Below are 16586 nucleotides of genomic sequence, written 5' to 3'. Positions count from 1 at the left end.
GAGCGCGCTCCTTTCGAATATTTGCTGTTCGAGACCATAACGGGTGGGGAAATCGCTTCGTTCCCCGCTGTCCCGTAGTTCGTGCCGGTGGTAGGGCGAATTGCATGGCGACAAGCGACGACACTAATGTTTCCGAGAAGGGTATCATCCGGGAGCCGTTTGAAAGCGCTCTGAGCGAGCGCTATCTTGTCTATGCGCTGTCGACCATTACTGCGCGTTCGTTGCCTGACCTGCGCGACGGGCTGAAGCCGGTCCACCGCCGCCTGCTGTGGACCATGCGCCAGCTTAAATTGTCACCCGACAACGCCTTCAAGAAATCGGCCCGCGTCGTGGGCGATGTGATTGGCAAATATCACCCGCATGGCGATGTGGCCGTGTATGATGCGATGGTCCGGCTCGCCCAGCCGTTCACACTGCGATATCCGCTGGTGGAAGGGCAGGGCAATTTCGGAAATATCGATGGCGATAACGCGGCGGCCTATCGTTATACCGAAGCACGTATGACCCGCACTGCCATGCAGCTGATGGCGGGTCTGGACGAAGGCACGGTTGAATTCGTCCCGACATATAATGGCGAGGAGGAAGAGCCCGAGCTGATGCCTGGGCTGTTCCCCAATTTGCTGGCAAATGGGGCCAGCGGCATAGCGGTGGGCATGGCGACCAGCATTCCCAGCCATAATGTCGCAGAAGTGCTGGATGCAGCCGAGCTGGTCCTGTTCAACAGGGACGTCACCCATGCAGAGCTGATGGCGGTTTTTCATGGCCCGGATTTCGCCACTGGCGGTCTGGTGGTGGACAGCGCCGATGCAATTTCGCACGCTTATGAAACTGGGCGCGGCAGTTTCCGCATGCGCGGACGGTTCCACGCGGAAGAAGCAGAGGACAAGGCGGATCGCGAGGCGGGGATAGAGCGGATAAAGGGCGGTGCTTACCAGCTCGTCATTTCCGAAATTCCCTATCAAGTGCCCAAGGGCAAGCTCATAGAGCAAATTGCGGCGGCGATTTCTGACAAGAAACTGCCCATACTGGAAGATGTGCGTGATGAAAGTGATGAGCAGATACGCATCGTGCTGGTTCCGCGCAGCCGTAATGTGGACCCTGAACTACTTAAGGAATCGGTCTATAAGCTGACCGATCTGGAAACGCGTTTCTCGCTCAACCTCAATGTGCTCGATCACACGCGCACGCCGATGGTGATGGGTCTGAAGGAATTGCTGACCAGCTGGATAGTCCACCAGACTGAAATTCTCCAGCGCCGCACTTCGCACAGGCTGGCCAAGATCGCGGACCGGCTGGAGCTGCTTGAAGGCTATATCATAGCCTTCCTCAATCTTGACCGGGTGATCGCGATCATCCGCACAGAAGATGAACCCAAGCCCGTGATGATGGCAGAATTCGGGTTGAATGACCGTCAGGCCGAGGCAATCCTGAACATGCGGCTGCGGTCTTTGCGCAAGCTGGAAGAAATGCAGCTACGCGGCGAGAAGGACGATATTCTCAAGGAAAAGGAGCAGCTTGAAAAGCTGCTTGCGTCCCCCGTCCGCCAGCGAACCCGCCTGAAAAATGACATGGCGGCGCTACGCAAGGAATACGGACCCGACACCAGCATCGGTGTCCGCCGCACGACCATTGCCGAGGCCACTCCCACAGTGGAATTCAATCCCGATGCGATGATCGAGAAAGAACCGGTAACGGTGATCCTGTCGCAAAAGGGCTGGGTGCGCGGCGCCAAGGGGCATGTTGATCTGGGCAAGGATGGTTGCGGCGATTTCAAATATAAGGAAGGCGATGGACCGGCATTTGCCGTTCACTGCCAGACGACCGACAAGATCCTGCTGGCAGGCGATGACGGGCGCTTTTTCACGCTTGGCGCGGGCAAACTGCCAGGTGCCCGCGGCTTTGGCGAGCCAGTGCGCAATACGCTGGACATCGAAGCCAGCACGCGGATCATCTCACTGATCGTCCACGAAAAAGGCAGGCAATTGCTGCTGGCTTCAACGCTGGGCAAGGGCTTTGTCGCCTTGACCGACGAACTTCTTGCTGAAACGCGCAAGGGCAGACAGGTCGTCAATCTGAAGGGCGATGCAAGACTGACAGTCGCCCGTCCAATCGAAGGCGCGCATGATCATGTCGCCGTGGTGGGTCAAAATCGCAAGCTGGTGGTTTTCGCGCTCGAGGAAATGCCGGTGATGACGCGCGGGCAGGGTGTGACGCTACAACGCTATCGCGATGGCGGCCTCTCCGATGCGAGAACTTTTACGCTTGCCGAAGGGCTGAGCTGGACAATGGGCGGCGATACGGGCCGCACCAGAACTGAAGGCGACATCGGCATGTGGAAAGTTGCCCGCGGCGCTGCTGGCCGCATGCCGCCCCAGGGCTTTCCCAAGGACAATCTGTTCTAACTTTCTGCAAATTGCCGCAGGCATAAAAATGGCCGGAAGGATTGCCCTCCCGGCCATTTTTTTCGGTATGCTTTGTTGGCTTAGCCGCCAACCGCGGCCATGATGTCTGCCATGTTGGCGAGAACCATCAGCTTGCCTTCTTCATCGAGCGCCAGCAGGTTCTTCGGCAGCGTCATAGGCTGGTCGGCATGGGTCAGCACGACATCATCGGCATTGACTGTTTCGATCGTGCCAAGCGCCTGCGCATCAGCGGTAATAACATCGGCACCCACCACGATGGCAGCGGCAAGGGCAGCTTCCTGCTCTGCAACGATCTGCGCCCATGCAGTGTCGAGTTCAACCTTGGTCGTGTTCAGCGTCCAGACGCCTTCGCGTTCGGCAAAGGCATCGGTGCCAAGCGGAATCTGGTGCGTGCCAGTGTCGACGACAACGGTGGAGCCGTCATTACTTGCAACAGTGCCGATCTCTATATCATCATTGCCCACGATCGTGACACCGGCGTCCTGCGCCATTGCCGGAGCGGCGAAGGCGGTGGCCATGGCAGCGGCGGCGGTAAGTGCGAAACGGTTCATACAAAACTTCCTCTAATGCCGGGCCTTTCAAGCAAGGCTCCGGTTCCAAAAATCGTCCGACAGCGCCGGAATCTCAATTCGGGTGGCACACCCCCTAAAGGCAGACACAGCCGAACACTCAATCGCGTTCGGACCCGACGGAATGAAGGTCTAGCAAACCCTCATGAACACTCCCTGCACCAATATTGCAGTCGATTTCAACCCCGGTGCCGCAGCCAGAAAAACCCGACTTCAGGGCTTGAGTGCATCATCCAGCATCTGCGCGACCCTGTTGCGGTCGGGGAAACCCTCCGCGATCCAGCGGTCTTCTACCATGCGCAAGATGCGGGCAACTTCTGGCCCCGCGCCCACCTCGCGGGCAACGATCTCGCCACCTTTCAGTGGAAATTCAGGGATCTGCCAGCTTTCGATTAGATCGCTGGACAGGCTTTTCAGAAGCAAGAGATCGCGCGCAATTATCATGCCTTCTCGATAGGCGAGGGCATGGGGGTCGTCTGGGACGCTGCTGCGTGTAGCCAGCCGCATGAGGTGCTTTCGCTGGGAACCGGAAAGGCGCAAGCGCGCAGCGATCTGTTCGGCCACGTGCCGATCGGGCGGAAGAAGCGCAGCAAGGCGGCGAATGGCCGAAGGCGCCGCATCTTGCTTTTCCTCTGCCTTCAACAGGTTCTCCAGCGAGGCAAGGCCGCTTTCTCCCGCTTCGGGAAGGATCACTGGCAAGACGCCTTTTTCCTGCATGCGCGCCAGCGTGGCATGCGGATCGGGAAGTGCCAGTATCGCGAGCAATTCCATCGCAATGCGTTCCCGGCTGAGACCTTTCAGCATGGGCGCAAGCTGGGCGCAGGCGTCCTCCGCCGCTTCATCCAGCGCCGCACCGAGCCGCGCCTGAAAGCGATAATATCGCAGGATCCGCAAGTGATCCTCACGGATACGTTCGCGCGCATCACCGATAAAGCGCACGCGTGGGATGACCAGATCGGCCAGGCCATCAAAATAGTCCGAAATCTCCAGCGTTACCGGATGGGTGAACATTGCGTTGATGGTGAAATCTCTTCGCGCGGCATCGTCACGCCATTCCTCTGCGAAGGCGATAGTCGCCCGGCGGCCGTCGGTGGCGACATCCTTGCGCAGCGTCGTAATTTCCACATTGCCCATGGGTAACACTGCCGTGACCGTGCCGTGTTCTATCCCTGTTGGGATGGCGCGAATATCTGCCTCGGCCAATCTCTTCATGACCGTGTCGGGATGCAGTTTGGTGGCGACGTCGATATCCTTCACCGGCAATCCAAGCAAAGTGTCGCGGACTGCTCCGCCAACCCAGCGCATATTGTGTGACCCCAATGCCGTGACGAGCGTTGCGAGGTCTTCTCGATTGGTCCAGTCGGCTGCCGGAAGGCTGACACTATCCAACCAGTTCCTCCCAAGCCATGCGGTGTGACAGATTGGCGATGATTCCTGCGGTGATGCCCCAGATGCGATGATCCCCCCAGTTAATCTCCGTATAGGGAAGTTCCAGCGTGCCGAAACGACCCATTTTCTGCTCATGATTGCGCTGATCCAGCAGGTGCTGCAACGGTGCTTCGAACCAGCCTGCCACTTCGCGCGTATCGGGACGTATTTCGATATTTTCGGGTACCATACCCAGCACTGGCGTAAGCCTGAAACCCGAGCCGGTGACAAAGCTTTGGGCGTGGCCAATGACACGAACCTGTGACGGCTCTATCGCCAGTTCCTCATGGGCTTCTCTCAGGGCGGCGTCGACGACATCTTCGCCCTGTTCCAGCTTTCCACCGGGGAAAGCGACCTGACCGGGATGGTGCGCCATCGTCTGGGGTCTGTGGGTCAGCAACAGGCCGGGGCCGCCTGAGGATTTCGGCCGGTCTGTCACGGCCATGAGCACAGCAGCATCGACCAATGGCTGCCTTGCCCAGTCGCTATCATCGCGTAATCCGGCTATGCCGACATGGTGGCTTTGCGCAAACAGTTGGGAAAGGCGATCGAACAGTTCGCTCATGCCGGAACCAGCGCGAAACATTCGTTAAGACTCGTAACCTGGAGCGGTGCATTATCATACTGCCCGGACAAGGCATGTTCGGCCAGGTCCAGCCAGGTCGACCGATCCAGCCGCGCTTCGCAGCCATGGCGCACCATGAGATAAATGGCAGGCGATTGCGGATCGCCCGAAGCGCGCAGGGGATTGTCCGGCCCTGCAACCACAAGATCATCTGTATTGAGACGAAAGGCGAGCGCGCCGTCATCCACCTTCATATCAACAGCGATGAAAGCGGCATCCTCGACTTCGATGGTTTGCTTGTAATGCGGCGTTACCAGCCAATATGTGCCATCCGCCTCGCGCCGTAAAAGGCTGGCAAAAGCGCGCACCATGGCGGCCCGAGTAATCCTGCTGCCATCATGATACCAGCTGCCGTCTGCTGCGATGCGAATGCCGCTGGGTTCGATTGCGGGCGGATCCCAGCTTTCAAGGGGAGGCAATTTGCGCGCAGCAACCAGTTCGGCCACATCGGCAAGGGTCAATCCTGCAAGTTCAGGAGGTGGATCGTATGGCATACTATTACCGATGCCAGAACGCGTCAGCCAATCCAAGGGCCAAGCGTGCCAACCTCAGGAAGTATGGCCGGATTATCCGCTCGCACAAGCAGGCGATGACGTTCAAACGGGCCTGGCAAGGCCCACTTTTGAGTCGGCCCGGAAAAAAAGCCGAACCGTTCATAATATTCCGGATCGCCGATCAGCAATTGCGGCAAGCGGGCAGCGGGGTCGAGCGCATCTGCCATTGCTGCCATCAGCACATGGCCAAAGCCTTCGCTCTGCCTCTCAGGCACTACGGCGACCGGTCCGACCATCAAGATGGGGTGGCGTCTGCCCGTTTCATCCGTCAGCGCAAGCGGCCAGACTTGAATTGTGCCGACCAGCATTTCCTCTGTATCCAGCGCGCCAAAGCTGAGCGCGGGCAGCCATTCGGTCCCCTCGCGCACCTTGTAGGCAGTGCGGCGGTGGCGATCAGACCCGAAAGCACGGTCGAGCAATTCGTCGATCATCGCAGGATTCACCTGCGCGAGCGGAATGAGAGTAGCGGTTGCGGTATCAGTCATGGGACGCGCGCCGATAGGGCGTCGAAACTGTCATGGCAATTGTTTCTGTCGTTACCTTTTATGGCTCAGGATGCGGGGCTAAGGCGGAGCAGCCGCCCGCCAACCCCGTCTTCGATCACCCAGATTGCTCCATCAGGCGCCTGTGCAATGTCACGCAGGCGATTAGGAAATTCATATCGAGCCGCCTCGTCCGCGCTGTTGGCAGCTGAATTCACCGTGATCCGGCTGATAGACGTGGTCCGCAAATTGGCTATCAGCAGATGGCCACGCCAATCGGAAAACATATTGCCCGTGTAAAAGATCATGTCCGCCGGCGCGATAACTGGGGTCCAGCCGATAGCAGGCCTGGCAAAACCATCGTCTGCGCTGTGATCGGCGATATTGCTGCCATCGTAATTATTACCGTTGGAGCGCAGCGGCCAACCGTAATTGGCGCCGCGGGTGACCTTGTTCAATTCGTCTCCGCCTGCAGGACCATGTTCGATTTCCCACAAATGGCCGTCAGGCGCAAAGGCGATGCCCAAAATATTGCGATGGCCATATGACCATATCTGGTCAGTCGGGGAGCCGCGATCGGCAAAGGGATTTCCGGCTGCGGCTGTGCCATCCAGATTGAGGCGGACGATAGTGCCCAGATTGTTCGACAGATTCTGAGCCGGGTCCTGTTCCTGCCTGTCACCGCTGGACAGGAAGAGATATTGTCCATCCGGCGAGAAGGCGATCTTGTGCGAATAATGACCCTTGCTTTCAGCAGGGCGGCTCTGTCGCCAGATTTCGCTGAAGCCAGTAATCCTGCAATTGCTTGGCGCGGCACAATCCAGCTTGCCCCGGCCCAGCGCAGCCACGGTCATATTGTTGCCTGCATCCTGAGCCCAGGTGAGATAGATCGTTCCGCTTTCGGCGTAATCAGGGCCAAAGGCCATATCGCCCAGACCGCCCTGCTTTTCATCGACTACTTCTGGCAGCCCGCCTGACACCGCGCCTGTAGTGCCATCGGCGGGTTGGTAATAGCGGAGATTTCCGCCCTTCTCAGTGATGAAAATGCGACCCGTTTCCGGCTCGAATGCAAGTGCCCAGGGCCGGTCCAGTGTTGCATGGCTCGAAGCGGCGAATGGCGAGTTGCCTTGCAATGCGACAGCCTCACCTGCCATCATGCTGTCTGATACAGCAGCGCTGGTCGCATTTGCAGTATCCCCCGATTGCGAACCTGTGCAGCTTGCGAGGGCGAGCGAGGCGGAGAATATGGCAGTACCAAGGAACAGATTGCGCATGTTATCGGGAACGCCTTTTTCTACCTTTTGTGCCGAGCTTGGCCCGCAGCCGCTTGTCGCCGGTGTCGATGAAGCGGGGCGCGGGCCGCTTGCCGGGCCAGTTGTGGCCGCCGCGGTGCTGCTGTGCAAGCCCGCTCCGCCCGGGATGGACGATTCCAAGAAGCTCACCGCCCGGGCGCGTGAAGAGGCGGAACAGAAAATCCGTGAAACATGCGCTTATGGCATTGGCGTGGTGGACGTGGCGCAGATTGACGCACTGAATATCTTCGGTGCAACAATGCTGGCGATGAGCCTGGCGATGGAGCAGTTGTGCAAGGCGCTCGGCCATGATGATTGCGCGACGCTGATTGATGGCAATTTCACCCCGCACGACCGTTGTGACCGCTGGCGCTGGCCGGCCGAAGCCATTGTGGGCGGTGACGGGCGGGAACCCGCCATCGGCGCGGCAAGCATCCTCGCCAAAACCTATCGCGACCGCATTATGGTTGAGGCGGCGCAGGACCATCCGCATTACGGATGGGAACGTAACAAGGGTTACGGCTCGAAAGAGCATATGGAGGCTTTGCGCCTGCACGGTCCCACGCCGCTGCACAGGCGCTCTTTCGCTCCCGTCGCGCAACTTGAGATGACGCTTTAGCGCAAGGCTTAGCGCGAAGGCGCTGGTTTGCATCCGCCATATTCAGGCGCGAGCAAATCTCCTTGCATTGCGGCCAAGCCCTGCCGCTATCACGCGATCAGATACTCCGTTCGATTTTTCCGAATTGAAGCGGGCGAGTCCTTGTGGCCACACCCCAGCATATCGAGTCCGCGCCGCACGCACAGTCTCTACATCTTGTGCCGGACTCCTTTCGTTCCGCTCTAGTGCTGGTGAACGCGCGCAAATTTGCTGCTTGACCCCGCCGGTCAGAGGACTCACACCCTGTGGATAAGTGGAGGGAAAGTCCTTGGGTGAACTGACTAAAATTCGCGCACCAAAGCGCAAGACGAAGCATGCGGGCGTCGACAAGGCGGATTTGCCGCTGGGGCAGATACTGACAGGTGATTGCGTGGCTGCGATGCGCAAATTGCCCGATGCCAGCGTCGATCTCGTCTTCGCTGATCCACCCTATAATCTCCAGCTTGGCGGCGATCTCAATCGGCCAGACGGCAGCCATGTCGATGCCGTGACGGATGATTGGGACCAGTTCGACAGCTTTGCTCTTTATGACAAGTTTACAAAGGACTGGCTGACAGAGTGCAGGCGTGTTCTGAAGCCTGACGGCGCATTATGGGTGATTGGCAGCTATCACAATATCTATCGCGTCGGAGCGATTTTGCAGGATCTGGGGTTCTGGATCCTCAACGATGTCGTGTGGCGGAAAACCAATCCCATGCCAAATTTCCGTGGCACCCGCTTCACCAATGCGCATGAAACGCTGCTGTGGGCGAGCCAGGGGGAGAAATCGCGCTATCATTTCAATTATCGGGCGATGAAAACGCTCAATGATGAATTGCAGATGCGGTCCGACTGGACCTTCCCGATCTGTTCGGGTGGGGAGCGTTTGAAGGATGACGCCGGCCATAAGGCACATCCCACGCAAAAGCCTGAAGCTTTGCTTTATCGTGTGCTGCTGGCAACGACCGAAGCGGGCGACGTTGTGCTGGATCCGTTCTTCGGCACCGGCACTACCGGAGCAGTGGCAAAGCGTTTGGGTCGTGAATGGATCGGCTGCGAGCGTGAAGCCGTCTACCGCAAGGTCGCCCATGCGCGGATCGAAAAGGAATTACCGCTGGATGAAAGCGCGCTCGCCACGATGCAGAGCCGCAAAAGCCAGCCGCGTGTCGCCTTTGGCGCGGTGGTGGAGGCCGGATTGCTCAAGCCCGGCGCCGAGATATTCGACAAGAAACGCCGCTGGAAAGCTAAGGTGCGTGCCGATGGCAGCGTGGAATGCGGCAAGGAAACTGGATCAATTCATGCCGTAGGCAAGAATTTGCAGAATGCGCCAAGCTGCAATGGCTGGACGTTCTGGCATTATGAGGATGGCGGCGAAGTGAAGCCGATTGATGCGGCACGCGGGCTGTATCTGCTGGCGGCAGAAGACTGAGCCCTGCGACAGAAGACGAAATGACCGACACACTCTATATCCATCCGCTCACTTTTGTTTCCGGCCCGCAGGCAGTGGAAGGCGATGCCGTGCGGCTGGCCGGCGGCATGGTCTATGCGCGTGAATTTGCCGTGGTCCTGCGGCGTGACGGGGCCATCATCCAGCGTGAGATCGTGACGCGCGATGGCGTGGAAGAGGTCTTCGCCCGCCTGCCCGATGATGTTGGACCAGAAGCCGAAGCGCAGTGGTCCGATTTGCGCAATGCACATCTCGCGCTGGAATTGGGCGGACGCACCATTCGGCTGGACCAGCCGCAGGTAATGGGCGTGCTCAATGTAACGCCGGACAGTTTTTCCGATGGCGGCAAGTTCATGGACGATGCGGATGAAATGCAGGCCCATGCTGCCGCAATGCATGAAGCCGGAGCAGCAATCATCGATATTGGCGGCGAAAGCACACGTCCCGGCGCAAAGGCGGTGTGGGAAGGCGAGGAAATCGAGCGTGTCAGGCCGGCGATCGAATATTGCGCCGGCATGGGCGCACCCGTCAGCATAGATACGCGTCGCCCCGCAGTGATGGAAGCCGCATTGGAAGCAGGCGCGCACATCATCAACGATGTATCCGCGCTGCGCTATGATCCGCGCAGCCTTGAATTTGCAGCCGCGAGCGGAGTTCCCGTAATCCTGATGCACGCGCCCGGCAAGGGCGAGGATTTGCACGCAGGTGGCGATTATTCCGCCGTTGCATTCGACGTTTTCGATTTTCTGAAACAGGCGCGAGACGGGGCGGTGGAGGCTGGGGTAAGGCGTGCCAATATCATCCTTGATCCGGGCATTGGGTTTGGCAAATCATTGGCGGACAACCTCAATATTCTCAATCATTTGCCGATGTTCCACGCCCTGGGGCAACCATTGCTTTTGGGTGCCAGCCGCAAACGTATGGTTGGCGCGCTCAGCAATGAAGCTGCTCCGCACCAGCGCACCGGCGGATCGCTGGCGCTGGCGCAATTGGGTATGAATGCAGGCGTGCAATTGCTGCGCGTGCACGATGTGTTCGAAACTGTGCAGGCACGCAATGTCTGGCGCGGCTTGCGTGACGCTGCGCTTACCGATTTCGGCGGTTTGGCGAATTAGTCAGTGCGTGGCGAAACGCCGGACGTGCCGATCAGGCTGCGTTGTCGATCCCAAGATCTGACAGCTTGCGATACAGAGTAGAGCGGCCGATGCCGAGCCGGCGGGCAACTTCCGTCATGCGGCCGCGATAATGGCCGATGGCAAGGCGGATAACATCGGCCTCGATATCTTCCAGCGGGCGTAGATTTCCATCGGCACAGTATAATTGCACACCAGCACTTTCGCGCAGCGGCACTTCGGAAGGCTCAATCTCGCCGACGATTTCGCGCAATTGCGGGAAATCGTCGCAGGTCAGCGCATCACCATCGCAGAACACGGCGGCGCGGAACAATACGGCCTGTAACTGGCGGACATTGCCCGGCCATTCGAAAGCGGACAGCAATTGCAGCGCATCGGACGTGATGCCAAGCGCACGCAGGCCGGGCTGTTCGGCAATCCTGCCAAGGAAATGACGGGTGAGGGCGGGCACGTCTTCGCTGCGTTGGCGCAGCGGCGGTAATTCAATGGAAGTGCGTGACAGCGCGGTCAGCAGGTTTTCGCGGAAATGGCCCGTTGCTACCAGATCTGTCAGGGGCAGATTGCTGGCGGCGATGATGCGCACATCAACCTTATAGGCATATTGCGCGCCGACAGGTTTGACCTGACCGGTTTCGACCACATCGGCGAGGCGATCCTGCAAATCGGAAGGAAGGCGATCAATCTCGTCGAGGATCAGCGTGCCGCCATCGCAATGTTGCAAGGCGCCTGTCTGCTGCTCGAAAGCGCCCGGGAAAGCGCCCTTCTCATGGCCGAAAAGGACCGATTCCAGGCTGCTGGCAGGAATACCTGCGATATTGAGCATGCGCAGTTCGGTTTTTGTGCGCGGACTAGCGGCATGCATGGCGCGGACGAGCATTTCCTTGCCCGTGCCGCTTTCGCCTTCGATCAGCACGTGGCCCTGTCCGCGCGCAGCCTTGGCAGCCTTTGCCAGCGCATCGCGAAATGGTGGAGCGGTGCCGACCATGGCATCGAAATCGAGCTTGGCCGGCATTTTTTCGCTGAGCGGGGTTAGTTCATCATGTGGTGAAGCGCGCGAGGTGGAGTTGCGCAGCGCCTGCATCAGGCGATCGGGCGCGACCGGCTTGACGAGATAATCGGTTGCGCCAGCGCGCATGGCTTCGACCGCAAGCTGGGGGCTGGTGCTGGTTGTCAGCATCAGGATCGGCAGTGCAGGGCGACGCTCCTGCAATTCAGCGATCAGTTCACAGGCCCGATCTCCCGGCACCCATTGATCAAGAATGATGGCGGACAATTGCATGCCCTGGCGTGTACCCAACGTGGCGATAGCGGATTCGGAATCGCTCACCACCAGCGTCCGCCAGCCTTCACGGCCCGCAAGCGCTGAGATGAGGCGACTTTGCGCCGGTTCATCGTCGATCAGCATCAATAATCGCTGTTCGGTATCGGCCATGCATTCCCACCAGTAAGGCCCGGGACATCCGAGCTAAGATCCAGAATTTAGCAAGCAGACGTAAAGAGCCCATTAAGCACGCCTTGAATGGCAATTAACCAAATCTGCATAGCTATTCAGAGCGGTGAGTGGGCGGAGAGACTTGAGAAGGCGAACAGTTGCGGATACAGCAAGGGCCTGTTGAAATTTCCTCAACCCAAGGGGCTACATCGCAAAATGAGCAATCCGCACGATATGAACGCCGCACAAGGCACCTATTCCAGCTTCATCGGCACACTGAAATGGTCAGTTCCGTTGATTGCAGTGATTACATTCATTGTCATCCTTCTGATTTCCTGATCGTCCGAAGGAGGCAATAGCCAGATGCGGATCGCAATTCTTGCAGAGCGGGCGCCGGGCGAAAGCCGCGTTGCGGCCACACCTGAAACCGTCAAGAAGCTCACCGCATTGGGCGCAACCATGTCAATTGAAGAGGGCGCTGGCCAGGCAGCGTCCATTTCAGACGAAGACTATCGCGATGCAGGTGCACAGGTGCTGTCGGCAGCCAAAGCGGTAGAGGATGCCGATATCGTGATGGGTGTGCAGGCACCCGATGTGGCGGCCTTGAAGGGCGCCAAGGCTGGTGCCTGGGTCGCTGCAGTTTTTGATCCATTCGGCCAGAAAGATCGCGTGGATGCCTATGCCAAGGCAGGGTATGAAGCGTTGGCGATGGAATTCATGCCGCGCATTACCCGTGCGCAAAGCATGGACGTGCTGTCCAGTCAGTCCAACCTCTCCGGCTATAAGGCCGTGATCGCTGCGGCCAATACCTATGGCCGCGCATTCCCGATGATGATGACCGCGGCAGGCACCGTCAGCGCGGCAAAGGTGTTTGTGATGGGTGTGGGGGTTGCCGGCCTCCAGGCGATTGCCACTGCAAAGCGGCTGGGCGCACAGGTTTCCGCAACCGATGTGCGTTCTGCCACAAAAGAACAGATAATGTCGCTCGGTGCCAAGCCGGTCTTTGTCGAAAGCGTCGAGGGGATAGAGGGCGAGGGCAGCGGCGGCTATGCCACCGAAATGAGCGAGGAGTACCAGAAGGCGCAGGCAGAACTGGTGTCCAGCCATATTGCCAAGCAGGACATTGTCATCACTACCGCCCTTATTCCGGGGCGGGCCGCTCCGCGGCTGATAACCGATGCGCAGATCGCCACCATGCGTCACGGCAGCGTGGTCTTTGATCTCGCGGTTTCGCAAGGGGGTAATGTTGAAGGCAGTGTAGCTGATCAGGTGATCGAAAAGCACGGCGTCAAGCTGATGGGATTTTCCAATACGCCCGCGCATCTCGCAGCAGATGCCAGCGCGCTCTATTCGCGCAATCTGTTCAATTTCCTCAACGCCTTCTGGAACAAAGAGGCAGGACAGCCAGTGCTCGATGAAGAAATCGGCGATGCAGTACGCCTCACCAAGGGCGGTGAAGTGGTGAACGAGAGACTGAAGGGGTAGGCCAGATGGACTTTATTTCAATCCTCTCGATCTTCGTGCTGGCCTGTTTCGTCGGCTATTATGTGGTGTGGTCGGTTACGCCTGCTCTGCACACACCGCTGATGGCGGTCACGAATGCTATATCCTCGGTAATTATCGTGGGTGCGCTGATCGCTTCTGCGGAAGCGGGGAGCTTGCTTGCAAAGTGGCTTGGGCTGCTCGCCGTCGTGCTTGCCAGCGTCAACATCTTTGGCGGATTCGCCGTGACCGAGCGTATGCTGGCCATGTACAAGAAGAAAGATAAGTGATGGGGCTATCGTTTCTTGCTGCAGGTGCGGATGGCACCGGCGTAAATCCCCTGGTCGCCCTAGCCTATCTCGCTTCAGGTGTGTTCTTCATATTGGCGCTACGCGGGCTTTCCAGCCCGGCGACCAGCCGCAGGGGTAATCGTTTCGGCATGATCGGCATGCTGATTGCGGTGGGCACCACGCTAATCACCCATGATATCGCCAATATCCTCGAGATCGCCGTCGCTATCCTTATCGGCGGACTGATTGGTTTTACCATCGCGCGAAAGATCGCGATGACGCAGATGCCAGAACTGGTGGCCGCATTCCACAGTCTCGTTGGCCTTGCTGCCGTGCTGGTCGGCTGGGCGGCCTATCTTAATCCGGGTGCATTTGGCCTGCTGGTCGATGGCGGCATTTCTGCAGTGAGCAAGGTTGAGATGGGCCTTGGTATCGCTATCGGTGCGATTACCTTTTCCGGTTCCGTCATCGCCTTTGCCAAGCTTTCAGGCAAAATGAGCGGCGCGGCAATCCTTTTGCCCGCACGCCATGTCATCAATCTCGGCACGCTGGCAGCGATTATCGTACTGACCGCGCTATTCGCCATGGCCGCTCCGGCGGAGACTTTCCCGCTGATTGCTGGGCTGACCGTTCTGGCTTTCATCATCGGCTTCCTGCTCATCATCCCAATTGGCGGGGCGGATATGCCGGTCGTCGTGTCCATGTTGAACAGCTATTCCGGCTGGGCCGCTGCGGCGATGGGCTTCACGCTGGGCAATACGGCGATGATCATCACCGGCGCACTCGTCGGCAGTTCGGGCGCGATTCTCAGCTACATCATGTGCCGCGCCATGAATCGCAGCTTCATCAGCGTTATTGCAGGGGGTTTTGGTGCCGAAGCCTCTGCTGGCGGTGGCGCAGCGATCGAACAGCGCCCCTTCAAGCAGGGGAGCGCAGCCGATGCGGCCTTCATGCTTGAACAGGCAGAAAAGGTCATCATCATCCCGGGATACGGCATGGCCGTGGCCCAGGCACAGCACGCCTTGCGCGAAATGACCGATGTGCTTGAGGAAAAGGGCGTGGAGGTGAAATTCGCCATCCACCCTGTTGCCGGACGCATGCCGGGCCACATGAATGTGCTGCTTGCCGAAGCAAATGTGTCTTATGACAAGGTGTTTGAGCTGGAGGACATCAACTCAGAATTTGCGCAGGCTGACGTCGCCTTCATTATCGGCGCGAATGACGTGGTGAACCCGGCTGCAAAGACCGACAAGAGCTCGCCCATCTATGGCATGCCGGTGTTCGATGTGGACAAGGCCAAGCAAGTCTTCTTCATCAAGCGGAGCATGGGCGGCGTGGGCTATGCCGGGGTTGATAACGACGTTTTCTACATGGACCAGACGATGATGCTCTTGTCTGATGCGAAGAAGATGGTTGAGGAAATCGTCAAGTCGATGGACTGACAAATCACTGTGCAGGCGTGTTTAAATACCGATAGACAATAGCTAACTTTCGTGACGAGTGGATTGCGGGGTAAACCGAATTGACTCCGCTGTTAGTCCCGCCATGATTGACCCGACACGAAACGGTGTTGGACAATCAATGGAGTTGGGACGCATGAAATCCATAAAATTCCTTGCACTTGCAGGCGTGGCTGGTGTTGTGACGATAAGCGCGCCGGTAATGTCACAGCGTAGTGAGAACGCGGCTACGCAATCACAGGGCCGCATTGCGGGTCAATATATCTGTGTTTTCGATCAGAACGTAGTTCGCCGTGGCCAGGTGACGGCCGCCGCTAATCGTGCTGCGAATGCGCAGGGCGGCCAGGTGCTCTATACCTACAGCAATTCCATTCACGGTTTCGCCACGCGTGCTTCTGCTCGCGGAGTGGAAAACATGCAGCGGGCCAACCCCTGGATCAATTATTGCGTGCAGGATGAAATCGTGACGCTTGCGCCGCCACCCGGACGCGGCAATGGCAGCGGTGGAGGTGGGGACACCTCTGCCCAGGAAACGCCATGGGGTATCACCCGCGTTGGCGGCTTTATCGATGGATCGGGTTTTTCACGCAGGGCATGGGTGCTTGATAGTGGCATCGATCTGGATCACCCCGATCTCAACGTGGACACCGCGCGCAGCAAGGATTTCACCGGAAGCCGCAAGGGTGCAGAAGATGAAAACGGCCATGGTACGCATGTCGCCGGCACTATTGCTGCTATCGACAATGCCATTGGAGTTGTCGGCGTAGCTGCGGGCGCACCCGTAGTGGCTGTGCGCGTGTTAGATCGCCGTGGTAGCGGTGCCTACTCCGGCATTATCGCTGGTGTCGATTACGCCGCCGGAAATGCTTCAGCAGGCGATGTCGCGAATATGAGCCTTGGTGGCGGATCCTATCAGCCGTTGAACGATGCTGTTCAGGCTGCGGCTGCGGGCGGTCTTCACATGGTGATCGCAGCGGGCAATGATGGCGCAGATGCGAGCAATTATTCACCCGCCAGCGCATCGGGTAACCGTGTCTATACGATCAGCGCGATTGACCAGAGCGACAATCTGACAAGCTGGTCCAATTACGGCGCGCCGGTCGATTGGGCAGAGCCAGGCCTCGGCATCACGTCTACCTGGAAGGGTGGCGGATATGACACCATTAGTGGCACCTCCATGGCTGCTCCGCATGCGGCCGGCATCCTGCTGGCGACCGGCGGAACGCTACGTGTCGATGGTTATGCCGGTAATGACCCGGACAACCAGCCGGACCCGATCGGCAAGCGCTGATCTGCTGAATTTTGAAATAACCCCCGGTTCCGGCCATCACG

General features: G+C 58.5%; 16 protein-coding genes. 9 read left to right on the top strand and 7 right to left on the bottom strand.

From position 1 onward, the window contains the following. Positions 1-104: 104 nt before the first annotated feature. The gene (gene parC / locus CP97_RS10990) at positions 105-2402 is read left to right on the top strand and encodes a DNA topoisomerase IV subunit A (RefSeq protein WP_048885982.1); all 2298 of its coding nucleotides are present in this window, start codon (positions 105-107) and stop codon (positions 2400-2402) included. Positions 2403-2482: 80 nt separating this feature from the next. On the opposite strand, the gene CP97_RS10985 is transcribed toward parC, so the two are convergent. From CP97_RS10985 to CP97_RS10960, 6 genes are all read right to left on the bottom strand, one after another. Then, positions 2483-2974: a hypothetical protein gene (locus CP97_RS10985; protein WP_048885981.1), complete on the bottom strand. Its 492-nt coding sequence runs from the start codon at positions 2972-2974 to the stop codon at positions 2483-2485. A 231-nt stretch (positions 2975-3205) separates the two neighbouring features. Continuing rightward, positions 3206-4381: a CCA tRNA nucleotidyltransferase gene (locus CP97_RS10980; protein WP_048885980.1), complete on the bottom strand. Its 1176-nt coding sequence runs from the start codon at positions 4379-4381 to the stop codon at positions 3206-3208. After that, on the bottom strand, positions 4374-4985 hold the full coding sequence (locus CP97_RS10975; protein WP_048886945.1) for an NUDIX hydrolase: 612 nt from the start codon (positions 4983-4985) through the stop codon (positions 4374-4376). The genes CP97_RS10980 and CP97_RS10975 overlap by 8 nt, the downstream gene beginning before the upstream one ends. Continuing rightward, positions 4982-5539, bottom strand: coding sequence for a DUF1285 domain-containing protein (locus tag CP97_RS10970; protein ID WP_048885979.1), 558 nt, complete (start codon positions 5537-5539; stop codon positions 4982-4984). The genes CP97_RS10975 and CP97_RS10970 overlap by 4 nt, the downstream gene beginning before the upstream one ends. 23 nt (positions 5540-5562) lie before the next feature. Next, positions 5563-6084 (bottom strand): GNAT family N-acetyltransferase, encoded by a 522-nt coding sequence (locus CP97_RS10965; RefSeq protein ID WP_048885978.1) that lies wholly within the window; start codon positions 6082-6084, stop codon positions 5563-5565. 65 nt (positions 6085-6149) lie between these two features. Continuing rightward, positions 6150-7355, bottom strand: coding sequence for a PQQ-dependent sugar dehydrogenase (locus CP97_RS10960; protein ID WP_048885977.1), 1206 nt, complete (start codon positions 7353-7355; stop codon positions 6150-6152). Here CP97_RS10960 and CP97_RS10955 point away from each other — a divergent pair. The 3 genes from CP97_RS10955 (at position 7354) to folP (ending at position 10572) form a co-directional block, all read left to right on the top strand. Further along, positions 7354-7992, top strand: a complete 639-nt coding sequence (locus tag CP97_RS10955) for a ribonuclease HII (protein WP_048885976.1) — start codon at positions 7354-7356, stop codon at positions 7990-7992. The genes CP97_RS10960 and CP97_RS10955 overlap by 2 nt on opposite strands. A 316-nt stretch (positions 7993-8308) precedes the next feature. Continuing rightward, entirely contained in the window at positions 8309-9439 is a 1131-nt protein-coding gene (locus CP97_RS10950; protein WP_048886944.1) for a site-specific DNA-methyltransferase, read from the top strand. Between the two features lie 20 nt (positions 9440-9459). Continuing rightward, a complete protein-coding gene (folP, locus tag CP97_RS10945) occupies positions 9460-10572 on the top strand; it encodes a dihydropteroate synthase (RefSeq protein WP_048885975.1) in 1113 nt (370 codons plus the stop codon). A 31-nt stretch (positions 10573-10603) separates the two neighbouring features. Here the strand turns inward: folP and CP97_RS10940 are convergent, their stop codons facing one another. Beyond that, a complete protein-coding gene (locus tag CP97_RS10940; RefSeq protein WP_048885974.1) occupies positions 10604-12022 on the bottom strand; it encodes a sigma-54-dependent transcriptional regulator in 1419 nt (472 codons plus the stop codon). A 216-nt stretch (positions 12023-12238) separates the two neighbouring features. Here CP97_RS10940 and CP97_RS16645 point away from each other — a divergent pair, with 216 nt between their 5' ends. The 5 genes from CP97_RS16645 to CP97_RS10920 all read left to right on the top strand — a co-directional run bounded on the left by CP97_RS16645 (position 12239) and on the right by CP97_RS10920 (position 16545). Next, positions 12239-12361, top strand: a complete 123-nt coding sequence (locus CP97_RS16645) for a hypothetical protein (protein WP_257730317.1) — start codon at positions 12239-12241, stop codon at positions 12359-12361. A 24-nt stretch (positions 12362-12385) separates the two neighbouring features. Then, positions 12386-13507 carry an NAD(P) transhydrogenase subunit alpha gene (locus CP97_RS10935; RefSeq protein ID WP_048885973.1) on the top strand — a complete coding sequence of 374 codons (1122 nt, stop codon included), beginning with the start codon at positions 12386-12388 and terminating at the stop codon, positions 13505-13507. Between the two features lie 5 nt (positions 13508-13512). Then, positions 13513-13794, top strand: coding sequence for an NAD(P) transhydrogenase subunit alpha part 2 (locus CP97_RS10930; RefSeq protein WP_048885972.1), 282 nt, complete (start codon positions 13513-13515; stop codon positions 13792-13794). After that, positions 13794-15236 (top strand): NAD(P)(+) transhydrogenase (Re/Si-specific) subunit beta, encoded by a 1443-nt coding sequence (locus CP97_RS10925; RefSeq protein ID WP_048885971.1) that lies wholly within the window; start codon positions 13794-13796, stop codon positions 15234-15236. The genes CP97_RS10930 and CP97_RS10925 overlap by 1 nt, the downstream gene beginning before the upstream one ends. A gap of 154 nt (positions 15237-15390) precedes the next feature. Next, a complete protein-coding gene (locus CP97_RS10920) occupies positions 15391-16545 on the top strand; it encodes a S8 family serine peptidase (protein ID WP_227819584.1) in 1155 nt (384 codons plus the stop codon). Positions 16546-16586 lie beyond the last annotated feature (41 nt).

Source organism: Aurantiacibacter atlanticus (assembly GCF_001077815.2).
Classification (GTDB): domain Bacteria; phylum Pseudomonadota; class Alphaproteobacteria; order Sphingomonadales; family Sphingomonadaceae; genus Alteraurantiacibacter; species Alteraurantiacibacter atlanticus.
Note: the sequence above shows the minus strand (reverse complement) of the source record. Positions and strands in the feature narration are given on the sequence as shown.

Excerpts from the sequence above, each read along its gene's own strand:
- parC (WP_048885982.1), top strand. The coding sequence starts at position 105 with ATGGCGACAAGCGACGACACTAATGTTTCCGAGAAGGGTATCATCCGG.
- CP97_RS10985 (WP_048885981.1), bottom strand. The coding sequence starts at position 2,974 with ATGAACCGTTTCGCACTTACCGCCGCCGCTGCCATGGCCACCGCCTTC.
- CP97_RS10975 (WP_048886945.1), bottom strand. The coding sequence starts at position 4,985 with ATGAGCGAACTGTTCGATCGCCTTTCCCAACTGTTTGCGCAAAGCCAC.
- CP97_RS10970 (WP_048885979.1), bottom strand. The coding sequence starts at position 5,539 with ATGCCATACGATCCACCTCCTGAACTTGCAGGATTGACCCTTGCCGAT.
- CP97_RS10965 (WP_048885978.1), bottom strand. The coding sequence starts at position 6,084 with ATGACTGATACCGCAACCGCTACTCTCATTCCGCTCGCGCAGGTGAAT.
- CP97_RS10955 (WP_048885976.1), top strand. The coding sequence starts at position 7,354 with ATGTTATCGGGAACGCCTTTTTCTACCTTTTGTGCCGAGCTTGGCCCG.
- CP97_RS10960 (WP_048885977.1), bottom strand. The coding sequence starts at position 7,355 with ATGCGCAATCTGTTCCTTGGTACTGCCATATTCTCCGCCTCGCTCGCC.
- folP (WP_048885975.1), top strand. The coding sequence starts at position 9,460 with ATGACCGACACACTCTATATCCATCCGCTCACTTTTGTTTCCGGCCCG.
- CP97_RS10940 (WP_048885974.1), bottom strand. The coding sequence starts at position 12,022 with ATGGCCGATACCGAACAGCGATTATTGATGCTGATCGACGATGAACCG.
- CP97_RS16645 (WP_257730317.1), top strand. The coding sequence starts at position 12,239 with ATGAGCAATCCGCACGATATGAACGCCGCACAAGGCACCTATTCCAGC.
- CP97_RS10935 (WP_048885973.1), top strand. The coding sequence starts at position 12,386 with ATGCGGATCGCAATTCTTGCAGAGCGGGCGCCGGGCGAAAGCCGCGTT.
- CP97_RS10930 (WP_048885972.1), top strand. The coding sequence starts at position 13,513 with ATGGACTTTATTTCAATCCTCTCGATCTTCGTGCTGGCCTGTTTCGTC.
- CP97_RS10925 (WP_048885971.1), top strand. The coding sequence starts at position 13,794 with ATGGGGCTATCGTTTCTTGCTGCAGGTGCGGATGGCACCGGCGTAAAT.
- CP97_RS10920 (WP_227819584.1), top strand. The coding sequence starts at position 15,391 with ATGAAATCCATAAAATTCCTTGCACTTGCAGGCGTGGCTGGTGTTGTG.